This window comes from Serratia sp. 2C06 (assembly GCF_050037615.1).
GTDB lineage: Bacteria > Pseudomonadota > Gammaproteobacteria > Enterobacterales > Enterobacteriaceae > Serratia > Serratia ureilytica.
On the sequence record NZ_CP188299.1, the window covers coordinates 3309323 to 3329107 of the forward strand.

General features: G+C 61.9%; 19 protein-coding genes. 5 read left to right on the top strand and 14 right to left on the bottom strand.

Going from position 1 to position 19785, the window contains the following annotated elements; all coding sequences use genetic code 11:
- Nucleotides 1-52: 52 nt before the first annotated feature.
- Genes ACP3TA_RS16450 through ACP3TA_RS16475 form a run of 6 tightly spaced genes read right to left on the bottom strand, consistent with a single transcriptional unit; the run spans nucleotide 53 to nucleotide 5896 of the window.
- Nucleotides 53-898, bottom strand: coding sequence for a DMT family transporter (locus ACP3TA_RS16450; RefSeq protein ID WP_033642846.1), 846 nt, complete (start codon nucleotides 896-898; stop codon nucleotides 53-55).
- Complete coding sequence (locus ACP3TA_RS16455; RefSeq protein ID WP_197815629.1) at nucleotides 895-2202, bottom strand: opine metallophore biosynthesis dehydrogenase; 1308 nt, start codon at nucleotides 2200-2202, stop codon at nucleotides 895-897. Before ACP3TA_RS16455 ends, ACP3TA_RS16450 begins: the two co-directional genes overlap by 4 nt.
- On the bottom strand, nucleotides 2195-2992 hold the full coding sequence (locus ACP3TA_RS16460; protein WP_033642848.1) for a nicotianamine synthase family protein: 798 nt from the start codon (nucleotides 2990-2992) through the stop codon (nucleotides 2195-2197). Before ACP3TA_RS16460 ends, ACP3TA_RS16455 begins: the two co-directional genes overlap by 8 nt.
- The gene (locus tag ACP3TA_RS16465) at nucleotides 2980-3765 is read right to left on the bottom strand and encodes an ABC transporter ATP-binding protein (RefSeq protein WP_004931489.1); all 786 of its coding nucleotides are present in this window, start codon (nucleotides 3763-3765) and stop codon (nucleotides 2980-2982) included. The genes ACP3TA_RS16460 and ACP3TA_RS16465 overlap by 13 nt, the downstream gene beginning before the upstream one ends.
- Entirely contained in the window at nucleotides 3762-4802 is a 1041-nt protein-coding gene (locus tag ACP3TA_RS16470) for a FecCD family ABC transporter permease (RefSeq protein ID WP_033652483.1), read from the bottom strand. The genes ACP3TA_RS16465 and ACP3TA_RS16470 overlap by 4 nt, the downstream gene beginning before the upstream one ends.
- Before the next feature lie 2 nt (nucleotides 4803-4804).
- Nucleotides 4805-5896 (bottom strand): ABC transporter substrate-binding protein, encoded by a 1092-nt coding sequence (locus ACP3TA_RS16475; RefSeq protein ID WP_163965168.1) that lies wholly within the window; start codon nucleotides 5894-5896, stop codon nucleotides 4805-4807.
- Nucleotides 5897-6264: 368 nt separating this feature from the next.
- On the opposite strand from ACP3TA_RS16475, the gene htpX reads away from it, so the two are divergent.
- Nucleotides 6265-7143 (top strand): protease HtpX, encoded by an 879-nt coding sequence (htpX, locus tag ACP3TA_RS16480; protein ID WP_033652481.1) that lies wholly within the window; start codon nucleotides 6265-6267, stop codon nucleotides 7141-7143.
- 338 nt (nucleotides 7144-7481) lie between these two features.
- Complete coding sequence (locus ACP3TA_RS16485) at nucleotides 7482-8189, top strand: hypothetical protein (protein WP_033642853.1); 708 nt, start codon at nucleotides 7482-7484, stop codon at nucleotides 8187-8189.
- A gap of 104 nt (nucleotides 8190-8293) precedes the next feature.
- Here ACP3TA_RS16485 and ACP3TA_RS16490 read toward each other — a convergent pair whose 3' ends face one another.
- The gene (locus ACP3TA_RS16490; RefSeq protein WP_033642854.1) at nucleotides 8294-9688 is read right to left on the bottom strand and encodes an MFS transporter; all 1395 of its coding nucleotides are present in this window, start codon (nucleotides 9686-9688) and stop codon (nucleotides 8294-8296) included.
- 230 nt (nucleotides 9689-9918) lie between these two features.
- Between ACP3TA_RS16490 and kdgR the strand changes: the two genes are divergently transcribed.
- Nucleotides 9919-10710 carry a DNA-binding transcriptional regulator KdgR gene (kdgR, locus tag ACP3TA_RS16495; protein WP_033642855.1) on the top strand — a complete coding sequence of 264 codons (792 nt, stop codon included), beginning with the start codon at nucleotides 9919-9921 and terminating at the stop codon, nucleotides 10708-10710.
- Between the two features lie 45 nt (nucleotides 10711-10755).
- Here the strand turns inward: kdgR and ACP3TA_RS16500 are convergent, their stop codons facing one another.
- The 5 genes from ACP3TA_RS16500 to phnR all read right to left on the bottom strand — a co-directional run bounded on the left by ACP3TA_RS16500 (nucleotide 10756) and on the right by phnR (nucleotide 15464).
- Nucleotides 10756-11559 carry an ABC transporter permease gene (locus ACP3TA_RS16500; protein ID WP_033642856.1) on the bottom strand — a complete coding sequence of 268 codons (804 nt, stop codon included), beginning with the start codon at nucleotides 11557-11559 and terminating at the stop codon, nucleotides 10756-10758.
- A gap of 2 nt (nucleotides 11560-11561) precedes the next feature.
- Entirely contained in the window at nucleotides 11562-12425 is an 864-nt protein-coding gene (gene phnU, locus ACP3TA_RS16505) for a 2-aminoethylphosphonate ABC transporter permease subunit (protein ID WP_033642857.1), read from the bottom strand.
- 1 nt (nucleotide 12426) lies between these two features.
- On the bottom strand, nucleotides 12427-13551 hold the full coding sequence (gene phnT, locus ACP3TA_RS16510; protein WP_046688468.1) for a 2-aminoethylphosphonate ABC transport system ATP-binding subunit PhnT: 1125 nt from the start codon (nucleotides 13549-13551) through the stop codon (nucleotides 12427-12429).
- A gap of 8 nt (nucleotides 13552-13559) precedes the next feature.
- Nucleotides 13560-14570: a 2-aminoethylphosphonate ABC transporter substrate-binding protein gene (locus ACP3TA_RS16515; RefSeq protein ID WP_033640527.1), complete on the bottom strand. Its 1011-nt coding sequence runs from the start codon at nucleotides 14568-14570 to the stop codon at nucleotides 13560-13562.
- Nucleotides 14571-14744: 174 nt separating this feature from the next.
- Complete coding sequence (gene phnR / locus ACP3TA_RS16520; protein WP_033642859.1) at nucleotides 14745-15464, bottom strand: phosphonate utilization transcriptional regulator PhnR; 720 nt, start codon at nucleotides 15462-15464, stop codon at nucleotides 14745-14747.
- A 154-nt stretch (nucleotides 15465-15618) separates the two neighbouring features.
- Between phnR and phnW the strand changes: the two genes are divergently transcribed.
- Together phnW and phnX are read left to right on the top strand one after the other, a co-directional pair.
- On the top strand, nucleotides 15619-16722 hold the full coding sequence (gene phnW / locus ACP3TA_RS16525) for a 2-aminoethylphosphonate--pyruvate transaminase (RefSeq protein ID WP_033640525.1): 1104 nt from the start codon (nucleotides 15619-15621) through the stop codon (nucleotides 16720-16722).
- Nucleotides 16723-16731: 9 nt separating this feature from the next.
- The gene (gene phnX / locus ACP3TA_RS16530; RefSeq protein WP_033640524.1) at nucleotides 16732-17541 is read left to right on the top strand and encodes a phosphonoacetaldehyde hydrolase; all 810 of its coding nucleotides are present in this window, start codon (nucleotides 16732-16734) and stop codon (nucleotides 17539-17541) included.
- A 63-nt stretch (nucleotides 17542-17604) separates the two neighbouring features.
- On the opposite strand, the gene ACP3TA_RS16535 is transcribed toward phnX, so the two are convergent.
- Nucleotides 17605-18996, bottom strand: coding sequence for an L-cystine transporter (locus tag ACP3TA_RS16535; protein ID WP_206195919.1), 1392 nt, complete (start codon nucleotides 18994-18996; stop codon nucleotides 17605-17607).
- Between the two features lie 186 nt (nucleotides 18997-19182).
- On the bottom strand, nucleotides 19183-19731 hold the full coding sequence (locus tag ACP3TA_RS16540) for a metal-dependent hydrolase (protein WP_033642861.1): 549 nt from the start codon (nucleotides 19729-19731) through the stop codon (nucleotides 19183-19185).
- Nucleotides 19732-19785: the final 54 nt, after the last annotated feature.

A 19785-nucleotide genomic window follows, 5' to 3' on the forward strand; every position in this document is an offset into this window, starting at 1 on the left:
TGTGAAAAACGCACCCTCGGGTGCGTTTTTTTTTGGTTGCGGCAAGCCCGGCTTAAGCCGGTTTCTTACGGTGACGCAGCCCGAGCTGAATGCAGGAAACCACCACCAGCAGACAGCCGAACAGCGACAGCAGCAGCGGGATCTCATGCCAGAACAGCCAACCCCAGGCGATGTTGAACACGATGCCGATATAGCGCACCACCGAGACCACGATCAGGTTATCGGAAGAGAAGGCCTGGGTTAAGACGACCTGCCCCAACAGCGACACCAGGGCGATGGCGAGCAGAATGGCGAACTGATAGGCGTTGGGCCAAACGAACGCGTTCCACATCAGCGGCAGCGAGATCAGCGTTGCGATGAACAGGAAGTAGAACACGATCTCGTAGTTGTGGTGGCGCTTACTGAGTTTGTTGACCGACAGATAGGCGATCGAGGCGAACACCGCGCTCATCACGCCGACCAGCGACGCCAGGGTATAGGCCGAGAAGTGCCACGGCCGCACCAGCAGCACGGCGCCGATGATGACCATCGCCAGCCAAAACGCGGTGCAGGCGCTGACCCGTTCACGCAGCACCAGCAAGGAGAGCAAAATGGAGAAAAACGGCGACAGGTAGGCCAGCATGCTGGCGTCGGCCAGCGTCAGATGGGCGATGCTGTAAAAATAACAAATGAGATACAGCCCGCCCATGGTGCCGCGCAACACCAGCAGCGGCCGGTCTACGCGGCTGAAGGCGATGCGGTGGCGGTACATCAGCAGCAGAACCAGCACACAGCCGATGCTGCTGCGAAAGAACACGATTTCACCGGTGGGAATAGCATCGGAGATGGTTTTAACCAGCGCGTTCATGACGCTGAAAATCAATGAGGCAAAAATGGCCAGTAGCGCACCCTGATTCATGCTTGCCTCCGCCATTGTCGGTAAATGATGTCCGCCTGCTCGTCGCAGGTATCGTCCAGCAACGAGCGATGGCAATGCTCGGCGCCGATCCGGGTGACGAAGCGCTGCAGCGCCTGCTGAAAGCGGGCCAACAGACGCTGGGCGGCGGGCATCTCGACGTCAAGCCGCTGCGCCAGCAAGACCAGGACGCGCAGTTTGCGCACGTCCTCTTGCGGCACGCGCGGCAGGCGCCAGCGCCCCTGGGCATCCTGGAAGACGCGGGCGACCCTGACGGCGGAAAAATCATAGTAGCGGCCCTGCGCGTCCGGCTCGGAATAGGGGTCGACCAGCAGCGCGGTATAACGCGTAAACAGCGCATAGCATTGCTCCGTCGGCGCGAGCTGCGGGAATTGGTCAATCCAGCGGCGGCTCACCATACGGGGCGGAACCGGGTAGTTGTCGTCATTCAAAAAGCGCAGCAGGTTAATGGCCTCGATGCCGAGCCGGTTGAGCAACTGCTGGTAATCCTGCGAGAGCGCCAGCATGTCGGCGATCGCCTCGGGACAGATGGGGCCCTCGGGGTGGGTTTTATACAGGTACTGGATCGGCGCCTGCGGCTGGAATATCGCCTGCAGCGTGGTTTCGGCCAGCGCCAGCGGAGGATGAACATAATTGGTGATGCTGAAGCGCTCGGCGGCGAGCAGGCTGTTGCAGCGTTGGGCGTCAATGCCGTGACGCGCCAGCAGCGAGCAAAGCCAGTCGAGTTCGGCACAGTCTGACCTTGCGCCTGCGCCGGCCAGATAAATCCGCTGCTTGAACGCCTTGGTGTAGGCGCGGTAAGGCTGTTCGGCGTTCTGGTATTTGGTATCGGCGTAGTAGCTCGACAGGCTGATGACCTCGACGTGGGATTGCCCGGCCTCCTGCAGCAGGCTTTGCGCCATCAAGCCGGAGCCGATGGAGGGAGAGAGCAGGATCAGTGAGCGCAGTTGGGGCAACGCCGCCCATGGTACCTGTCGCAGCACGTCATGGTATTGATCGGCGGGGACGGCAAGGATCAGTCTGCGCCAGTCGCCGCCGACGAGCGCCAGATCATCGCAATAGCGGTCAATCGTCACCTGCGCATCGTCTTGGGTACGCTGCGCCTTACCGGCGCCCGTCAGCCACAGGCTGGGCGTGTGCGCCAGATGTTGCTTCAGGCGGCGCCCTTTTTCGCTGGGGCGGTTGTACAGGCCGATGCGCGCATTGCCCGCGGCCTTGATGTCCGCCGCCAGTTGGAGCGCCGCCGGGCCGGCGCCGAGGATCAGGGTGGGAAAGGCATTATTCATGGCGGTGAGGCTCCAAAATCAAGAGATCGTACAGCGGGGTGGTGAGCGGTTTACCGCTGACGCGCCAGGGCGAGCCGGCGGCCTGGTGGTGGTAAGGGCAGTTGAAGATCGACTTGAGGCCGTTGCCATAGCGCACCAGCAATTTGCCGCACTGGGGCAGCAAAGGCCGCAGCGCCTTCAGCAAACCCTGCTTGTCCGCCACCAGGGAGGCGATGATGATGTGATCGATATCGTTGCGCGTCAGGCCGTTCAGCTTGTCGATGCAGGGCATCTGCTGCACCAGCCCCAGGTGGCGCGTGAGCCGGCGGGCAAAACGCTGGGCCGCCGGGTCGCAATCGTAGCAAATGACGGTGGCGGAGAGCCTGGCGACCAGCGCCAGCGCCGTGGTGGGCAATGCGCCGCTGCCCACCAGCAGCACCCGTTCGCCGGGTTTAATGTCGGCGGCTGCGATCTCCAGCTGCAGCGCGCGGTCGAAACTGTTCAGGTAGGCGTTGGTTTGCGCCGGTTCCCGGCACAGCGCCGAGACGCGATGCTTCTCGTAGTCGCACAACGCGGCGTTGGCCGTCGCCCGCAGTTGGGTGATCTGCGCCGTTATCAAACGGTCGTTTTCCAGCTTTTGACGATAGGCCTGCAGCTGCGGTTCGTCGTTAAAGGCCTGCAGGCGGCTGAAACGACGTTCCAGCAGGGAAAAATGGCGCCTGTCTTGCCGGGCGGAGCGGTGAAGCTGGTGAATTTCCTGTTGCAAGCCGGCGAGTTGCGCCAGCATGTCCGCCTTGGTCAGAGTGTACATGGGGATTCTCCGTGTGCGTGTAACAGCTGTGTCGGCAGCAGATAGGGGTAGCCCTGCGGGCTGACGCCGTTTTCGATGCCGACGCCAAATACGCGAGACACCATCGGATGTCCCATCATCTGATGGGTATCGCCGTGGCAAACGACGCGTCCGTGCGCGAGCAGCGTGAGTGAGTGGCAATAGCGCAGCGCCAATCCCAGATCGTGGATCACCAGCAGCGTGATGCAGCGGTGGCGCCGGCCGTAGTCGGCGATCTGATTGAGCACGCGCAGCTGGTGGTGGATATCCAGCGCGCTGGTGGGTTCGTCGAGCAAAATGATCTGCGGCTGAGAGACGAAGGCCTGAGCCAGCATCACCAACTGTCGCTGGCCGCCGCTGAGACGGTTGAAGGGGCGATCGGCGAGCGCGGAAATGCCGCATTCCGTAAGCGCCTGCTCGACCGCATCGGCCTGGGCGGCGCTGACGCGCCAGCTCAACTGGCGTACCTTGCCCAGCAGCACCATGTCAAAAGCGGTCAATGCCGAATCGCAGCGATTAAGCTGCGGCACATAGGCGATACGGCTGGTTTTCGGATCGAGAGGGCGCTCGCGGTAAGCGATCTCGCCGCTGCACGGCACCATGCGGTTAATCGCTTTCAGCAGCGTCGATTTGCCGGCGCCGTTGGGGCCGATGATGCCGCCGAGCTGCGCCTCCGGCCAGCTCAATGAAACGTCTGCCAATAGCGAGCGGCGATGCAGCGAGACGCCGACGCGGGTGAGGGTCAGTTGAGTCATGGGCGTTTAACCTGTCGAGTGACGAAGTAAAACAGCACCGGCACGCCGATCAGGGCGATAACGATGCCGATGGGCACCACGCCGTTCGGCATCACCAGCTTGGCGACGATCGAGGCGCACAGCAGCAGCAGGCTGCCGCAGAGGGCGGAAATGCAGATCAGGTAGCGCTGATCCTCACCCACTAGAAAGCGGGCGAAATGCGGGGCGATCAGCCCGACGAACCCGATGGTGCCGACAAACGAGACCGAGGCGGCCGTCAGCAAGGTCGCCAGCAGAAAGGCCAGCTTGCGCAAGGCGCTGACATTGATGCCCAGCCCCTGGGCCTGCTCTTCGCCGGCGGACAGCGCCGTCAGCCGCCAGGCGAGCCGCAGACTGACGAACAGCGCGCACAGCAACACGACGCCGGTGATCGCCACGCCGTGCATATTGGCTTTGAGCAGGCTGCCGAACAGCCAAAAGACAATTTGCTGCATGGCTTCCGGCGAGGCCAGAAACAGCAGCAGCGATTGCAGCGACTGAAAGAAAAACAGCACCACGATGCCGCTCAACACTAATATTTGCGGCGTCATGCCGCGGCGTTGTCCCAGCAGATAGACAGGCACGCAAGCCAACAGCGCCATCAGCGAAGCCAGCAACGGCGTGCCCAGCGCCAACGCGCCGCCCAGGCTGAAGCCGGTGAGGATCGCCAGCGCCGCGCCGAACCCCGCCGCGGCAGAGATCCCCAGCGTATAGGGGCTGGCGAGGGGATTGGCCAGCACGGTCTGCATCAGCAGGCCCGCCAGCGCCAGGCTGGCGCCGACCACCAAGGCGGTGAGCGTCATCGGCAAGCGAATCGACCAAAAAACCGCCTGATGCAGTGCGTTGCCGGGGGCAGAGCCGGGCCAAAGCATCCGCACGATATCCGTGAGGCCAAGTTGCGCGGCGCCGACGGTGAGATCGATGGCGGTCGCCGCCAGCAGCGCGCCGAGCAGCGCCAGCGTCAATAGCCCGCGGCGCAGCCTGCGCCGTCGCAAAAACGCACGTCCTGTGTGGGCCACGGTTATTCTCCTTGCCAGCGTTGCAAGAAGACGCCGTCCGCCTCTATCGGCAAATATTGATGGTAGAACTGCGCCAGATTGCGCGCGGGATCAACATCGGCAAACGCGGCGGGATAGAGCGCTTTCGCCAGATACTGGACAAAGATAAAATCGTAAATCGTGCGCGCGCCGCCATGGTAAAGCGCATAAAGACGCTGATTTTTTACCGCCGGCAGTTGCGGCCATCCCGCCCGCCGGGCGTATTGCGTCAGGCGCGTCTGTAGGGGGGCTGCCTGCGTGCCGTAGCCCATCGGCACGGCGTTCGGCATGTTTTCCCAGTCGCCACCGGCGAGAAAAATCACCTCGGGCCGTCGGGTCAGGACATAGTCGGCGCGCAAGGGGGAAGGGCTGCCGACGACGCCGGCGGCGATATTGTCGGCGGCGGCCAGCTGCAGCAGCGGCCCCCAGATCGATGCGCCATAGCTGCTGCCGTACTCGCCGGGGCCCTTGTCCCCCAGCTCAATGTAGGTGACCGGCGGCGGCAGCTGCGCCTGGCGGATGCGCCGCCGGGTATCCTCGAGACTTTGGCGATATTCGTCGGCCAGCCGTTCCGCTCGCTCGGCGTGGCCCATCGCCTGGCCCATTAACCGGATGCTGGCGAGCTTGACTTCAACGCCCTGATTGAAGTCGACGACGATGTAAGGAATGTTGAGCTGTTGCAGCACCGGCAGGTAGTTGGCGAAGCCGTCGAGCTGCCACTTCGCCAGGATCAGCAGGTCTGGCCGCGTGGTCAGCAGGCGTTCAAAATCGAAGCTCTGGTTATAGAGCGAACCGACATCGACCAGTTGAGCGAGCCGTGGCAGCGCCGCCTGATAGCGCGTCCATTGGCTGGCGCGCAACGCCCAGTCGCTTTTGGAGAAGGCGACGACCTGTTGATAACTCTCCGGGCCGTTCACCGCCAGAAAATCTTCGTAGTAAAAGCCGATATAGGCGCGCTGTGCGGGGGCGGCCAGGGTAACCTGGCGTCCTTCAACGTCGGTGAGGTGAATTTCAGCGTGCGCGACCTGGCAGAAAAGCAGCCACGTCGCCAGCATCCAGACGATACGCGATAACATGATTGACATCCCTTTACGATTAATTGTGATGTTATAATGTAACAATTAATCGCGAGATTCAAACTTTCATCGCCGCTGAATCAGGCGGGGTATGATGAAACGCGCTGAGCGGATATTGGCCTATAAAGCGTGAGGATAACGGTTCTCGTTGTCATGGCGTGCGGGCAAAGAAATTTTTCTGCAAAATCCCTCCGCCTTGCGCAACAATCGTTTACAATTTGCCAAATCCCGGTCGCGCGTCGTTTTTGTAAAGTTTCGTATTTTTAGTAGGTTAATGGCGCGCAACTCTTGAAACTGTGACGAATGCCCATACGATCCAGGGTATCTGGACAGTGTTTTGTTAACATTTATGAGGAAGTAAACATTTTATGATGCGTATAGCTCTGTTCCTGCTCACCAACCTGGCGGTGATGTTGGTTTTCGGGCTGGTGCTCAGCCTGACAGGAATCCAATCCAGTAGCGTTCAGGGCCTGATGATCATGGCCGGTCTGTTCGGCTTCGGCGGCGCTTTCGTGTCGTTGCTGATGTCCAAATGGATGGCGCTGCGCTCCGTGGGCGGGGAAGTGATTGAACAGCCGCGTAACGAAACCGAAAACTGGCTGCTGGAAACGGTGCGCCGTCAATCGCAGCAGGCGGGCATCGCCATGCCGCAGGTCGCTATCTACCACGCGCCGGACATCAACGCCTTCGCCACCGGCGCACGGCGCGACGCTTCGCTGGTCGCCGTCAGCACCGGCCTGCTGCAGAGCATGAGCCGCGACGAAGCGGAAGCGGTTATCGCGCACGAAATCAGCCACGTCGCCAACGGCGATATGGTGACCATGACCCTGATCCAGGGGATCGTGAACACCTTCGTCATCTTCATTTCGCGCCTGATCGCACAGGTTGCCGCCGGCTTCCTGGGCAACCGCGACGGTGAAGGGGAAGGCAACGGCAACCCGATGATTTACTTCGCCGTGTCGATGGTGCTGGAACTGGTGTTCGGCATCCTGGCGAGCATCATCACCATGTGGTTCTCGCGTCACCGCGAATTCTATGCCGACGCCGGTTCCGCCAAACTGGTGGGCCGCGAGAAGATGATCGCCGCCTTGCAGCGTCTGAAAACCAGCTATGAACCGCAGGAAGCGGGCAGCATGATGGCGTTCTGCATCAACGGCAAATCCAAGTCGTTCAGCGAGCTGTTCATGTCGCACCCGCCGCTCGACAAGCGCATCGAAGCGCTGCGCACCGGTCAGTACCTGAAGTAATCGGCTGAATGAAATGAAAAACCCCGGCTTGCCGGGGTTTTTTTATGGCATGCCTGAACCGCTATTTCAGTGGCGGCGACGGATTCAGCAATGAAATTCGGCAATGAATGGGATGAGCGCTTCAGCGAAGTTTGCGGGCGTTAATGCCGTGCAGCAGCGCCCGAAGTCGCTGAAGCCCACCTGCAAACCGCGTCTTTCGGCCTCTCAGCCTGGGCTGGCGCGGTGCCAGATCACCCGGTGAGAGGGCAAGCCGCATCGGGCCCGGTCACGACCGCCTGTTTGGCTTTGGAAGCGCATGTTATATGCTTTGGCACAATGACATTTGTCCCTGAGGCCCTATGAAAATCAACCACCTTCCCTTACTCAACGGTGATGAGGTGTCGGCGCGCCTGGCCGCATTGGCTGGCGGTGTCGCCGATGCGGTTGCGGAATTGTTGAACCGGCATGATGACGATGATGAACCGCCGGTTATTCGCTGGCATTCAGGCGATCTGCGCCTGCCGGCGTTTTTCCCCGACGAGCACGACGGCCACGATTACGATTACCTGATCGTGGACGGCGATGTGATCGTCGAGGGATGCCTGGCGGTGTCACCGCAGCGAGAGGACGGCGGCATTGTCGTGCTGGGGCGGCTGCAGGCGGATACGCTGATTTGCTGGGGCGGACTGGTCGTGCGTGACGATGTCCGCATACGCCATGCCTATTGCAGCTCAGGAAACGACGGCGCGTTCGTGGTGGGGGGAGACCTGACCGCGCTCACCCTGGTAGAAACGGGGGAGTTTATCCATGTTCATGGCGATCTCGACGCGCGATGTCTCGCTTCGTTGCAGAACTTCGTTCAGGTTGACGGAGAAACGCGCTGCGACTGCCGCATCGACAGCGCGCAGTCCGAAGATCTGATAAAGCGCATGTTCGCCCCCGGCCTGCTCAAGGCCTTCGAGGGGATGGATAACGACGGCCAACGCCTTGTTGGCTGGTATCCGGATGACGACGCCTATTTAGCCTGTTTACGACAAGGCCGCAGCCCGTTGAGGTGCGGCGACTGACGCCTGGCCTGCCATGCTCCCGGCACCGCACCCGACGCGGCCCGGCCGCCAGTGCTGGCCCCGTCGGTTTTACAATCGATGAGGGCTCGGCTCTTTTATGTGCGCTATTTCACCTCGCGGCTGGGCTGCGCCGTTTGCGTCGTCGGTTGAGTGATGCGCAGGCTGCTGACGGCCGCCGCCAGGGTGGCGAACACCCCAGCCAGGATCAGTGAAGCGTGGGTGCCGGAGGCCGGGAACAGGTTGAACATCAGCGCCACCAGGGCGGCTCCCGAGGTTTGTCCCAGCAGACGGGCAGTGCCCAGCATGCCGCTGGCGCCGCCGCTGCGGTTGCGCGGTGCGGCGGAGATGATGGTGTGGTTGTTGGGCGACTGGAACAGGCCGAAACCGGCGCCGCACAGCACCATGCGCCAGATGATGTCCATATTCGACGGCGCCGCGGGCAGCAGCGCCAGCGAGAACAGCCCGAGCGCGAACACCGCCAGCCCGATGCAGCCCAGCAGGCCGGCATGCACGCGTTCCACCAACCGGCCGGCGATCGGGGCCATCACCACGATCGCCAGCGGCCACGGCGTCAGCAGCAGCCCGGTCGCCACCTCGTCGCGGCCCAATGCGCTTTGCAAGAAGAACGGCAGCGACACCATCGCCAGCATTTGCGCGGCAAACGAGCAGATTGAGGTGCCCATCGACAGGGCGAAGATCGGAATGCGCAGCAGATCGACCGGCAGCAACGGAAATTCCTGGCGCAGCTGGCGGCGCACGAACAGCGCGCCAATCGCCAGCAGCGCGGCGATCTCGCTGAAGATCAGCGTCAGGCTCTGGCCCTGGGCGAAGCCGCTGATGGCGGTGATCAGCAGGCCGAAGGTCAGCGCGTTCAGCACGGCGCTGGTGGGATCGAAACGGCGGTTATCGCTTTTTTGGCCGTTGGCCGGCAGGAATTTCATCCCCAGCAGCAGCGCGACGATGCCGATCGGCAGGTTGATGGCGAACAGCCATTGCCAGGACGCGACCGACAGGATAGCGGCCGCCACCGTCGGCCCGGCCGCCGAGGAGCAGGCGACGATCAGCGAGTTGATGCCCATGCCGCGGCCGAGAAAACGCTGCGGGTAGATGATGCGGATCAGCGCGGTGTTGACGCTCATGATGGCGGCGGCGCCAAAGCCCTGCAGCACGCGGGCGATGGTCAGGGTGAGCAGCGAGTCGGACAGGGCGCAGAACAGTGAGGTGATGCTGAACACCAGCAATCCAGCCTGATAGATGCGGCGATAGCCGACCAGATCGCCGAGCGACGCCAGCGACAGCAAAGAGACGGTGATCGCCAGTTGATAGGCGTTAACCACCCAGATGGAACTGGCCGGACTGGCGTTGAGATCGCGCGCGATGGTGGGCAGCGCCACGTTGGCTATCGCGCCGTCGAGCACGGATACGGTAATGCCGAGGGCGATGGCGAGGATCGCCCCATAGCGTTGCGGGACGGGGAGGCCGTCGGAACAAGGACGCATGCAGGTCTCAGCGGTATTTATTCAGGAGAGTATTATCATGCTAATCATATTCGCCTGCGATTGCATGCCCCTTGTCCGCTTAATTGTAAACGGCGGTGAGCGGCAGGCGGTTATTCATTTGGCTTCAATCGCTTAGCCTTCAGCTGCGTTGCGCGTCGCGATCTGTTCCGATTATACTGAAACCCTTGTTTAAATTTCCTGAAACAAAACCGTTAAGTAGGGTATTCGCCATGGCTAACGCAGATTCAGACAAGCAACCGGATGCCGTCTCATCCGTGATGAAAGTGTTCGGCATTTTGCAGGCGCTCGGCGATGAGCGCGAGATAGGCATTACCGAACTGTCCCAGCGGGTGATGATGTCTAAAAGCACCGTCTACCGGTTTCTGCAGACCATGAAAGCGCTGGGTTACGTTTCACAGGAGGGCGAGACGGAAAAGTATGCGCTGACGCTCAAGCTGTTCGAACTGGGCGCCAAATCGTTGCAGAACGTCGATCTGATCCGTAGCGCCGACGTGCAGATGCGCGAGCTGTCGAATCATACCCGTGAAACCATCCACCTCGGCGCCCTGGACGAGGATGGCATCGTCTACATCCATAAGATCGACGCGATGTACAACCTGCGCATGTATTCGCGCATCGGCCGCCGCAACCCGCTGCACAGCACCGCCATCGGCAAGGTGCTGCTGGCCTGGCGCGAGCGGGATGAGGTGGCGCAGATCCTGTCGCAGATTGAATTTACCCGCAGCACCGAGCATACCCTGACCAGCGCCGCCGAACTGTTGCCGGTGCTGGATCGGGTGCGTGCGCAGGGATACGGCGAAGATGCCGAAGAGCAAGAAGCGGGGATCCGCTGCATCGCGGTACCGGTTTTTGACAGGTTCGGGGTGGCGATCGCCGGGCTGAGCATCTCTTTCCCGACGCTGCGCTTTTCCGAAGCGGCGCGGGAGGAGTATGTGGCGTTGCTGCACGTCGCCGCCCGACGCATTTCCGAACAGCAGGGCTATCACGACTACCCGTTCTGACCTGCGTTTCGATGAGCAAGGCGCCGCCATGACGGCGCCTTGCTGTTATTTTGCGCCGGGCGTCAGCCGCTGAGAAATCCGCTCCAGCACCAACATCAGCAACAGCGTGGCCGCCACCAGGATCATGGTCAGCGTTGCGCCATTGGCGATGCTGCCGCGATCGGTCAGGCTGAAGATCGTGACTGGCAGCGTCGCCCAGCTCGGCGGGTAGATCATCATGGTCGCGCCCAGCTCCCCCATCGACAGCGACAGGCTGAGCGCGAAGGCGGAGATCATGTAGGGGGCGATCATCGGCAGGGTGACGTGGCGCAGGCGAAACAGCGGCGAAGCGCCCAGGCTGGCGGCGACGTTCTCGTAGTCGTCAGGCAGCCGGGTCAGCCCGGCCATGACGTTGCCGAAGGTAAAGGCGGAAATCAGCACGAAGTGGGCGGCGGGCACGATCAGGAAGGTGCCGTTCATCTGCAGCGGCCCCTGGCTGAACGCCACCAGCATCCCCAAACCGATAGAGACCGAAGGCACCGCGCTGGGAATGAAAAACAGCGTGCCCAGCAGCCGTCGGCCGCGTTCAGGCACGTGGCGCAGCGCCAACGCCGCCCAGGTGCCGCACAACAACGCGAACAGGCTGGCGCTGAAACCGATAGCCAGACTGGCGATCAGTGCGTCCCAGGAGGCGCCGCTGAACGCCTGGCGGAAGTGGTTGAGGGTGAAACCGCTCGGCAGCACGCCGTTCCACTGCTCACTGAGGCTGGACATCAGGATCACCGCCAGCGGCAGGCAGAAGAACAGGGCGAACAGCGTGATCGTCAACGTGCAGGTCAGGGTGCGTCCGGTGCGGGACCAAATCAACATTGTCAGTTCCTCAGCCCGGCGCGCGCCGCGGCGTAGCGGTAAAGGGAGAACAGCCCGAGCGATAGCGCGATATTCACGACGGCGATCGTGCAGGCGACGGCGTAATCCGACTCCAGAATCGCTTTGGAGTAGACCATCATCGGCAGCGTGGTGACGCCCTTGGCGCCGATAAACAGCACGATGCCGAACTCATTGGTGGTCAACAGCAAACACAGGCTGCCGCCGGCCAGCAAGGCCGGCAGCGCGGCGGGCAAAATCACCTGGCGCACCACGCGCCCCGGCCGGGCGCCGAGGATGCTGGCGGCCTCGAGCTGGCTGCGGTCGATCTGCGACAGCGCCGCCATCAGCGGGCGCATCACCAGCGGGGTAAACACGGTGATTTCCGCCAGGATCACCCCCCAAATGGAGTAAAGAAAATCCACCGGCGGCAGGGTGAAACCAAAGGTCGCCATCAGCGTGCCGTTCAGCAGGCCGGCGGAACCGTAGATGAACGTGAAGGCCAGCGTGATGAGGAAGGTCGGCATGGCGATAAAGGTATCGATCACCCGGGCGATCAGACGGCTGCCGGGGAACGGCGTGAACACCAGCAGCAGCGACAGCAGGGTGCCGAGCACCAGGCAGCCCAGCGTCGCCAGCAGCGCGATCTGCAGCGTGTTGAGAAGGGCGCCGACAAAGCGGCGTGATTCGAACGCCTGCTGCAGCGCAGCGGCGCTGAACAGCCCTTGTTCGTCGGTAAACGCCTGTTTGACGATCAACGCCAGCGGGTAGAAAAACAGCGTCGCCAGCGCCAGCAGCGGCAACAGGATCCACAGGCGGCGCGGCAAACGCAGCCGCTGGGCCGGGCGAGTAAGCGTAGAGTCGGTCATGTCAGTCCTCGATCAGTACCGCATCGTCGGGGGCGAAATAGAGCGGCACGCGCTCGCCGATCTGCGGCATCCGGCTGCGATGGGTGGTGACCACGCGCAGCGAATGGCCTTGTACCTCGAACTGCAGGTGCGTCAGCTCCCCCTGCCAATGAATATCGCGCAGCGTGCCGATGAGGCAGTTGCTGCGCTGGGCGTCGGCATCAAGCGCAATATGCTGCGGCCGGATGCACAGCAGCTTGTCGAAGCCGCGTTGTGCGCCGTAGGTGAAACAACCGATCACTTTGCCGGCGCAGCTGACGGTGGTCATGCCTTGCTGCGCGGTAGTCTCAAGGGCGGTGGCCGGCAGCAGATTGGCGCGGCCGAGAAACTCGGCGGCGAAGCGGTTCGTCGGATGGTGGTACAACGCGCGGGTTTCACCGTGGGCGATCAGGTGGCCGTCGCGCATGATGCCGATCTTGTCCGCCAGCGTCAGCGCTTCCCCCTGATCGTGGGTGACGTACAGGATGGTCAGATCCGGCAGCTCGCGGTGCAGGCGGGCGATCTCTTCCACCATGCTGTGACGGATTTGCGCGTCCAGCGCCGACAGCGGCTCATCCAGCAGCAAGACTTTGGGGCGCACCGCAATGGCGCGAGCGATCGCCACCCTCTGCTGTTGGCCGCCGGAAAGCTGGCTGGGATAGCGCTTGGCGTAGGCGGACATGCCGACGATGGCCAACGCTTCTTCGACGCGCTCGGCGGTCAGGCCGCGCGGCTTGCCTTGCGCGCGCAGGCCGAACGCCACATTGTCCTCGACGCGCATATGCGGAAACAGCGCGTAGTTCTGTACCACCATGCCCAGGCCGCGCTCATAGGGCGGCACGTCGGTGACATCGATGTCACCGATGGCGATGCGTCCGGCGGAGGGCTGCACGAATCCGGCGATCGCCCGCAGCACGGTGGTTTTGCCCGAGCCGGAGGGGCCGATCAGCGCCAGCACTTCGCCGGGGGCGATGGTGAGCGTGAGGGGTTTCAGCACCTCGGTGCCGCGATACGACACGCTGACGCGGTTGAGCTGAATGCCCGACGGCCCGGCGATGTCGAGGCTGCTATCCCGCGCCTCGGCGCGGGAAGAGAGGGTAGAAGGCATCGTCAGCGTCATTCGGTCACCTGGCGCCAGCGGGAGATATCGGCGGACAGGCTGCTCACCACCTGGTCCCAGTCCGGCGCCCAGATGTCCACGCCTTTCAGCGCCGCCTGCGACTGCCTGAAGTTATCGTCGGTCGGGGTGACGTCCTTGCGCACCGGCATACCGTAGGAAATGGCGCTGACGCTGCTCTGCGCTTCTTTGCTCAGCAGGAAGTCGATCAGTTTTTTGCCGTTGGCGCTTTGCGGCGCGCCTTGCACCAGGCCGATGTAGTAAGGCAGCACCAGCGTGCTGCGTTTGCCGTCCGGCCCGGCTGGCCAGAACACCTTCACGTTCGGGTTGCTGCGCATCTGCGCCAGATTCATCTGCAGATCGCCGTTGGCCACCAGCAACTCGCCTTTATTGACCAGCGCGGTCAGCTTGCCGGTGGAGGCCGAAGGGCCGACGTTGTTGTTTTGCAGCTTGCCGAGGTAGTCGAAACCGGCATCTTTGCTGCCGAAGCTGTGAAACGCCTGCAGCATCACCGCGGTGCCGTCACCCGCCTGACCCGGCGTGGAGTACTGCAGCTTATTGCGGAATTGCGCGTCCAGCAGTTGTTGATAGCTGGCGGGCGCCTGCGGCAGCAGTTTGGCGTTATAGATGAAGCTCAGGTAGTTATTCACCAGCGGCACGAACTGCGGCTGGGCGTCGGCGATCTGCGCCGCATCCTGCGGGGTGAAATCCTGCAGCAGTTTTTCCGCGGCGGCGCGCTGGATGAACGGCGGCAGCGTCACCAGCACGTCGGCCTGCGGGTTGCTGCGCTCCTTCGACAGGCGTTCCACGATGGCGCCGGAGCCGCCTTCGACGTACTGCACCTTGACGCCGGTCGCCTTGGTGAAGGCGTCGAACTGGGTTTGATACCAGCTGTGATCGCCGTCGTGCAGACCATCGGCGGAGTAGACGGTCACCACCGCGTCGGCGGCCCAGGCCGGCGCGGCGCCGAGTGCGATGGCGGTCATCACGACCAGACGAGAGAATTTCATAGCTTCAGCCTCACTGTGCGGGTTTATGCGAAACTGGTATACACCAGATATGCGGCCAAGCTAATCGGCAAATATGACAAACAAATGAAAGCGGCAAAATATAGTTGCCGGAGACGGGGATTAGGCGTGGGAGAGAAAGGCGGAGCGGCAGGCGCAGCCCCGGCATGCAGGGGGTTAAAGCGTATCGACTTCGATGCGCAGGCTGTCGTGGCGCCAGTATTCGATATCGAAATCGAGAATGCGGCCGTGCTGATCGTAATTCAACCGGCGCAGCAGCAACGCGGGCAGGCCGACCATGGCGCCGAGCGCGTTGGCGGCGCGATAAGGCAGGGCGGTCGGGTAGAACGACAGGTGCATGTTGCTGTAAATCAAATCGTAATGCTGTTGATAAACCTCGGTCAGGCTGCCGTTGAGATCGTGACTGAGCAGTGCCGGCACCCGCTGCGGCAGGCAGTGGTTCTCGCAATAGCAGATGGCGCGGCCGTCGGCATACCGCACGCGGCGCAGCAGATACACCTGATCGAACGGTTCGAGCGCCAGCGGCTGCATCACGTCGAGCGGCACCGTGGTTTTTTCGCCGGACAGCAGTGCGGTGCGCGGCGTGCGCCCTTGCTCCTGACAGAGACGGTGGAAGTTGGTGTTCTGCGTCGGATCCAGCCACAGCCGTTCCGGCGTGACGAACCAGCCGCGGCGATCGGCGCGGTAGATGGCGCCGGTGGCTTCCAATTGCGCCAGGCTTTCGCGAATGGTGACGCGGGTGGTGGAGAAGATGGCGCACAGCTCGCGCTCCGAAGGCAGCTTATCGCCGGCCTGTAGCGCGCCGCGGGTGATGCGCGCCTGAAGCTGATCCTTGATCTGCAGGTAGTGAGGCATATCGCCCTGATGTTCTTTCATTTCGTCTCGCTATGGCATCGGCCCGACATTCCGGCACGCGCTTATTATACATAGCCAGATGAATTTTTTGTTTCACCGCGCTTTGTCGTTTGACCGAGGCAGGAATTTGCCGCCACAATGCGCACAATCTGGTATAGACCAATAGGTGAATAACATGTCCGATCGTAACTACCTGCTGTTGACCCCCGGCCCGTTGACCACGTCGAAAACGGTGAAAGAGGCGATGCTGTATGACAGCTGCACCTGGGATGAAGATTACAACCTCGGCGTGGTGCAGCGCATTCGCCAACGGTTGGTGGCGCTGGCGACGCCGTCCGCCGGTTATACCTCGGTGCTGCTGCAAGGCAGCGGCAGCTTCGCGGTAGAGGGCGTGCTGGGCACGGTCATCGGCCCGCAGGACAAGCTGCTGATCGTCAATAACGGCGCCTACGGGGCGCGGATGATCGAAATGGCGCGGCTGATGGATATCGACCACCACGCTTTCGACTGCGGTGAGGTGAATGAACCGGATGTGACGGCGATGGAGGCGGTGCTGAAAAGCGATGCGCGCATCAGCCATATCGCCATGGTGCACTGTGAAACCACCACCGGCATGCTCAACCCGCTGCAGAAGGTTGCCGGTCTGGCGGCGCGCAACGGCAAGACCTTTATCGTCGACGCCATGAGCAGCTTCGGCGGCATTCCGTTGGATGTGGACGCGCTGGGCATCGATTTTCTGATCAGCTCCGCCAACAAATGCATTCAAGGCGTGCCGGGCTTCGCTTTTGTCATCGCCCGCCGCAGCGAGCTGGAGAAATGCGCCGGCCGCTCACGCTCGCTGTCGCTGGATCTGTATGCCCAGTGGCGTTGTATGGAGGATCAGGCCGGCAAATGGCGCTTTACGTCGCCGACCCACACCGTGCTGGCCTTCGCGCAGGCGCTGAAAGAGCTGGAACAAGAGGGCGGCATTGCCGCGCGCCACCACCGCTATCAGACTAATCAGCGTCGGCTGGTGGCGGGCATGCGCGAGCTGGGCTTTGAAACCCTGCTGGACGATGCGTTGCATTCGCCGATCATCACCGCGTTCTATTCGCCGAAGGCCGACACTTACCGCTTCGCCGAGTTTTATCAGCGCCTGAAGCAGCAAGGTTTCGTGATTTATCCCGGCAAAGTGTCGCAGAGCGACTGCTTCCGCATCGGCAACATCGGGGAAATTTATCCGCAGGATATCGAACGTTTGCTGGCGGCCGTCGGGCAGGCGATGTACTGGAATCAATAAGGATTGACCATGAAACAGATCAACGCAGTGATCCTCGACTGGGCCGGCACCACGGTGGACTTTGGCTCCTTTGCGCCGACGCAGATTTTCGTCGAGGCGTTCAAACACACCTTCGATATCGATATTAGCCTGGCGGAAGCGCGCATTCCGATGGGCCTCGGCAAATGGCAGCACATCGAGGCGCTGGGCAAACTGCCGGCGGTCGACGCGCGTTGGCGACAGAAGCTGGGCCGCTCGATGAGCCATCAAGACATCGACGCGCTGTATCAGGCGTTTATGCCGCTGCAAATCGCCAAAGTGATCGACTTCGCCGATCCCATTGAGGGCGTGCCGCAGGTGATTGCCGGGCTGCGCGAACAGGGCATTAAAATCGGCTCCTGCTCCGGTTATCCGCGCGCGGTGATGGAGGTGCTGGCGCCGGCCGCCGCGCAGCGCGGTTACGCGCCGGATTACTGGGTCGCCACTGACGATCTCGCGGCCGGCGGGCGGCCGGGGCCGTGGATGGCGTTGCAGAACGTCATCGTGCTGGGCATCGATGCGGTGGCGCACTGCGTGAAGGTGGATGACGCGGTGCCGGGCATTGCCGAAGGGCTGAACGCCGGGATGTGGAGCGTCGGGCTGGCGCTGTCCGGCAACGAGTTCGGCGCTACCTGGTCGGAGTACCGTCAAATGGCGGCGGGGGAAATAGCGCAGCGCCGCACGGCGGCCGCCGATAAGCTGTACGCGGCGGGCGCGCATTATGTGATAGACACGCTGGCGCAATTACCGGATGTGATCGCCGATATCAACCGGCGGCTGGCGAACGGCGAGCGGCCGTAACGACCGAAAGCGGGGCATAAAAAAACCGGGGATAATCCCCGGTTTTTTTGTTCTGAGACGGCGTTAGCGGTGAGCCAGTTCGACTTCGTCTTCGCTGTCCATCACGGCTTTGTCGGTTTGCTTCATCAGCTGGCTGGTGATGGTGCCTGCCGCCATCGAGCCGTTGACATTCAGCGCGGTGCGGCCCATGTCGATCAACGGTTCGACCGAGATCAGCAGCGCGACCAGCGTCACCGGCAGGCCCATCGCCGGCAGCACGATCAGCGCGGCGAAGGTGGCGCCGCCGCCCACGCCCGCCACACCGGCGGAGCTGATGGTGACGATGCCGACCAGGGTGGCGATCCACACCGGATCCAGCGGGTTGATGCCGACGGTCGGCGCAACCATCACCGCCAGCATCGCCGGGTAGAGGCCCGCACAGCCATTCTGGCCAATGGTGGCGCCGAACGACGCCGAGAAGCTGGCGATGGATTCCGGCACGCCCAGACGACGGGTCTGCGCTTCCACGTTCAATGGAATGCTGGCGGCGCTGGAGCGGCTGGTGAAGGCGAAGGTGATCACCGGCCACACCTTGCGGAAGAACTTCATCGGGTTCACGCCGGTGAAGGCCAGCAGGATGGCATGTACCACGAACATGATGGCCAGGCCGATGTAGGAGGCCACCACGAAGCTGCCGAGCTTGACGATGTCGTGAATGTTGGAACCGGCGACCACTTTGGTCATCAGCGCCAGCACGCCATACGGCGTCAGCTTCATGACCAGACGCACCAGCTTCATCACCCAGGCCTGCAGGGTATCGATAGCCACCAGCACGCGCTCGCCTTTCGGCTTGTCGTCTTTCAGCAGCTGCAGCGCCGCCACGCCGAGGAAGGTGGCGAAAATCACCACGCTGATGATTGAGGTCGGGCTGGCGCCGGTCAGATCGGCGAACGGGTTTTTCGGGATGAACGACAGCACCATCTGCGGCACGGTCAGATCGGCCAGTTTGCCTACGTAGTTGGTCTGGATCGCCGTCAGGCGCGCGCTTTCCTGCGCCCCCTGCACCAGGCCTTCGGCGGTCAGGCCGAACAGGTTGGTGACCAGCACGCCCACCAGCGCCGAGATCAGCGTGGTGAACAGCAATGTGCCGATAGTCAGAACGCTGATTTTGCCCAGCGAAGAGGCGTTATGCAATTTGGCGACCGCGCTCAGGATAGAGGCGAAGACCAGCGGCATGACGATCATTTGCAGCAGTTGCACATAGCCGTTGCCGACGATGTTGAACCAACTGATGGATTCTTTCAGTACCGGGTTGTCGGCGCCGTACACCAGCTGCAGCCCCAGACCGAACACCACGCCGACCACCAGGCCGACCAGCACTTTTTTCGCCAGGCTCCATTGCTTGTGGCGGGTTTGCGCCAGCAGCAAAAGGAGCGCGACAAACACCAGCACGTTAATCACGAGCGGAAGATTCATCCCCAATATCTCCAATAATCTTTCTTATATAAAAACGACTACGCACCATTAGGTGTGTCGCGATGTAAATATCGTAACAGTTTGCCGAGGGGCCTACTTATATCCAAATGGAATTTAATATAGCTTTTTGTGTGATTTTGTTCGTTTTATATACACATGGGTGATGGGTTGAGCGATTTTTTGTGATCAGAGTCTAATATTTCTGATTTGCTCTACGTAGGATTGCACCGGGAGGGTGAAATCACCTTGCCAGCAGATGGCAAACGCCACCAGGCAGAGGCACAGCACGCGCTCCAACTGATTGCCTTTTTGCGAGTTGAGCAGCGGCAGGCGAAAACGCCAGCGGCACGGCCACAGCAGCGGTACGCCGGCGGGCGTGAGCATGTCGGCCAGCAGATGGCTGAAGTAACCGATGATCATGGCGTGCAGCGCGTCGGCCGGGATCGGCCAACTGCGCGGCACATCAAGCTGAAACAGCGCCATGCCGCCGGCGATCGCCAGCAGGCTGTGGGTGAAACCGCGGTGGCCGAAGGCGCGGGCGATGGGAATGGCGATCCAGCGCAGACGCTGGCCCAGCACCGACTTGGGGTGATCTATGTCCGGCAGCAGTGAGGTCAGCAGCGCGGCGGGTATGATGTGCCACCAGTCGCCGGTAGCCAGCTCTGGCGTCACTTCCGCCTTCTTGGCGAAGATCGCGCAAGCGACAGAGAATATAAGGTGTCCTTCCGCGGTCATGCTGTTGCGATTCCGACTGGTAAACTGTTAATTTATCCAGTATATGGGAAAATT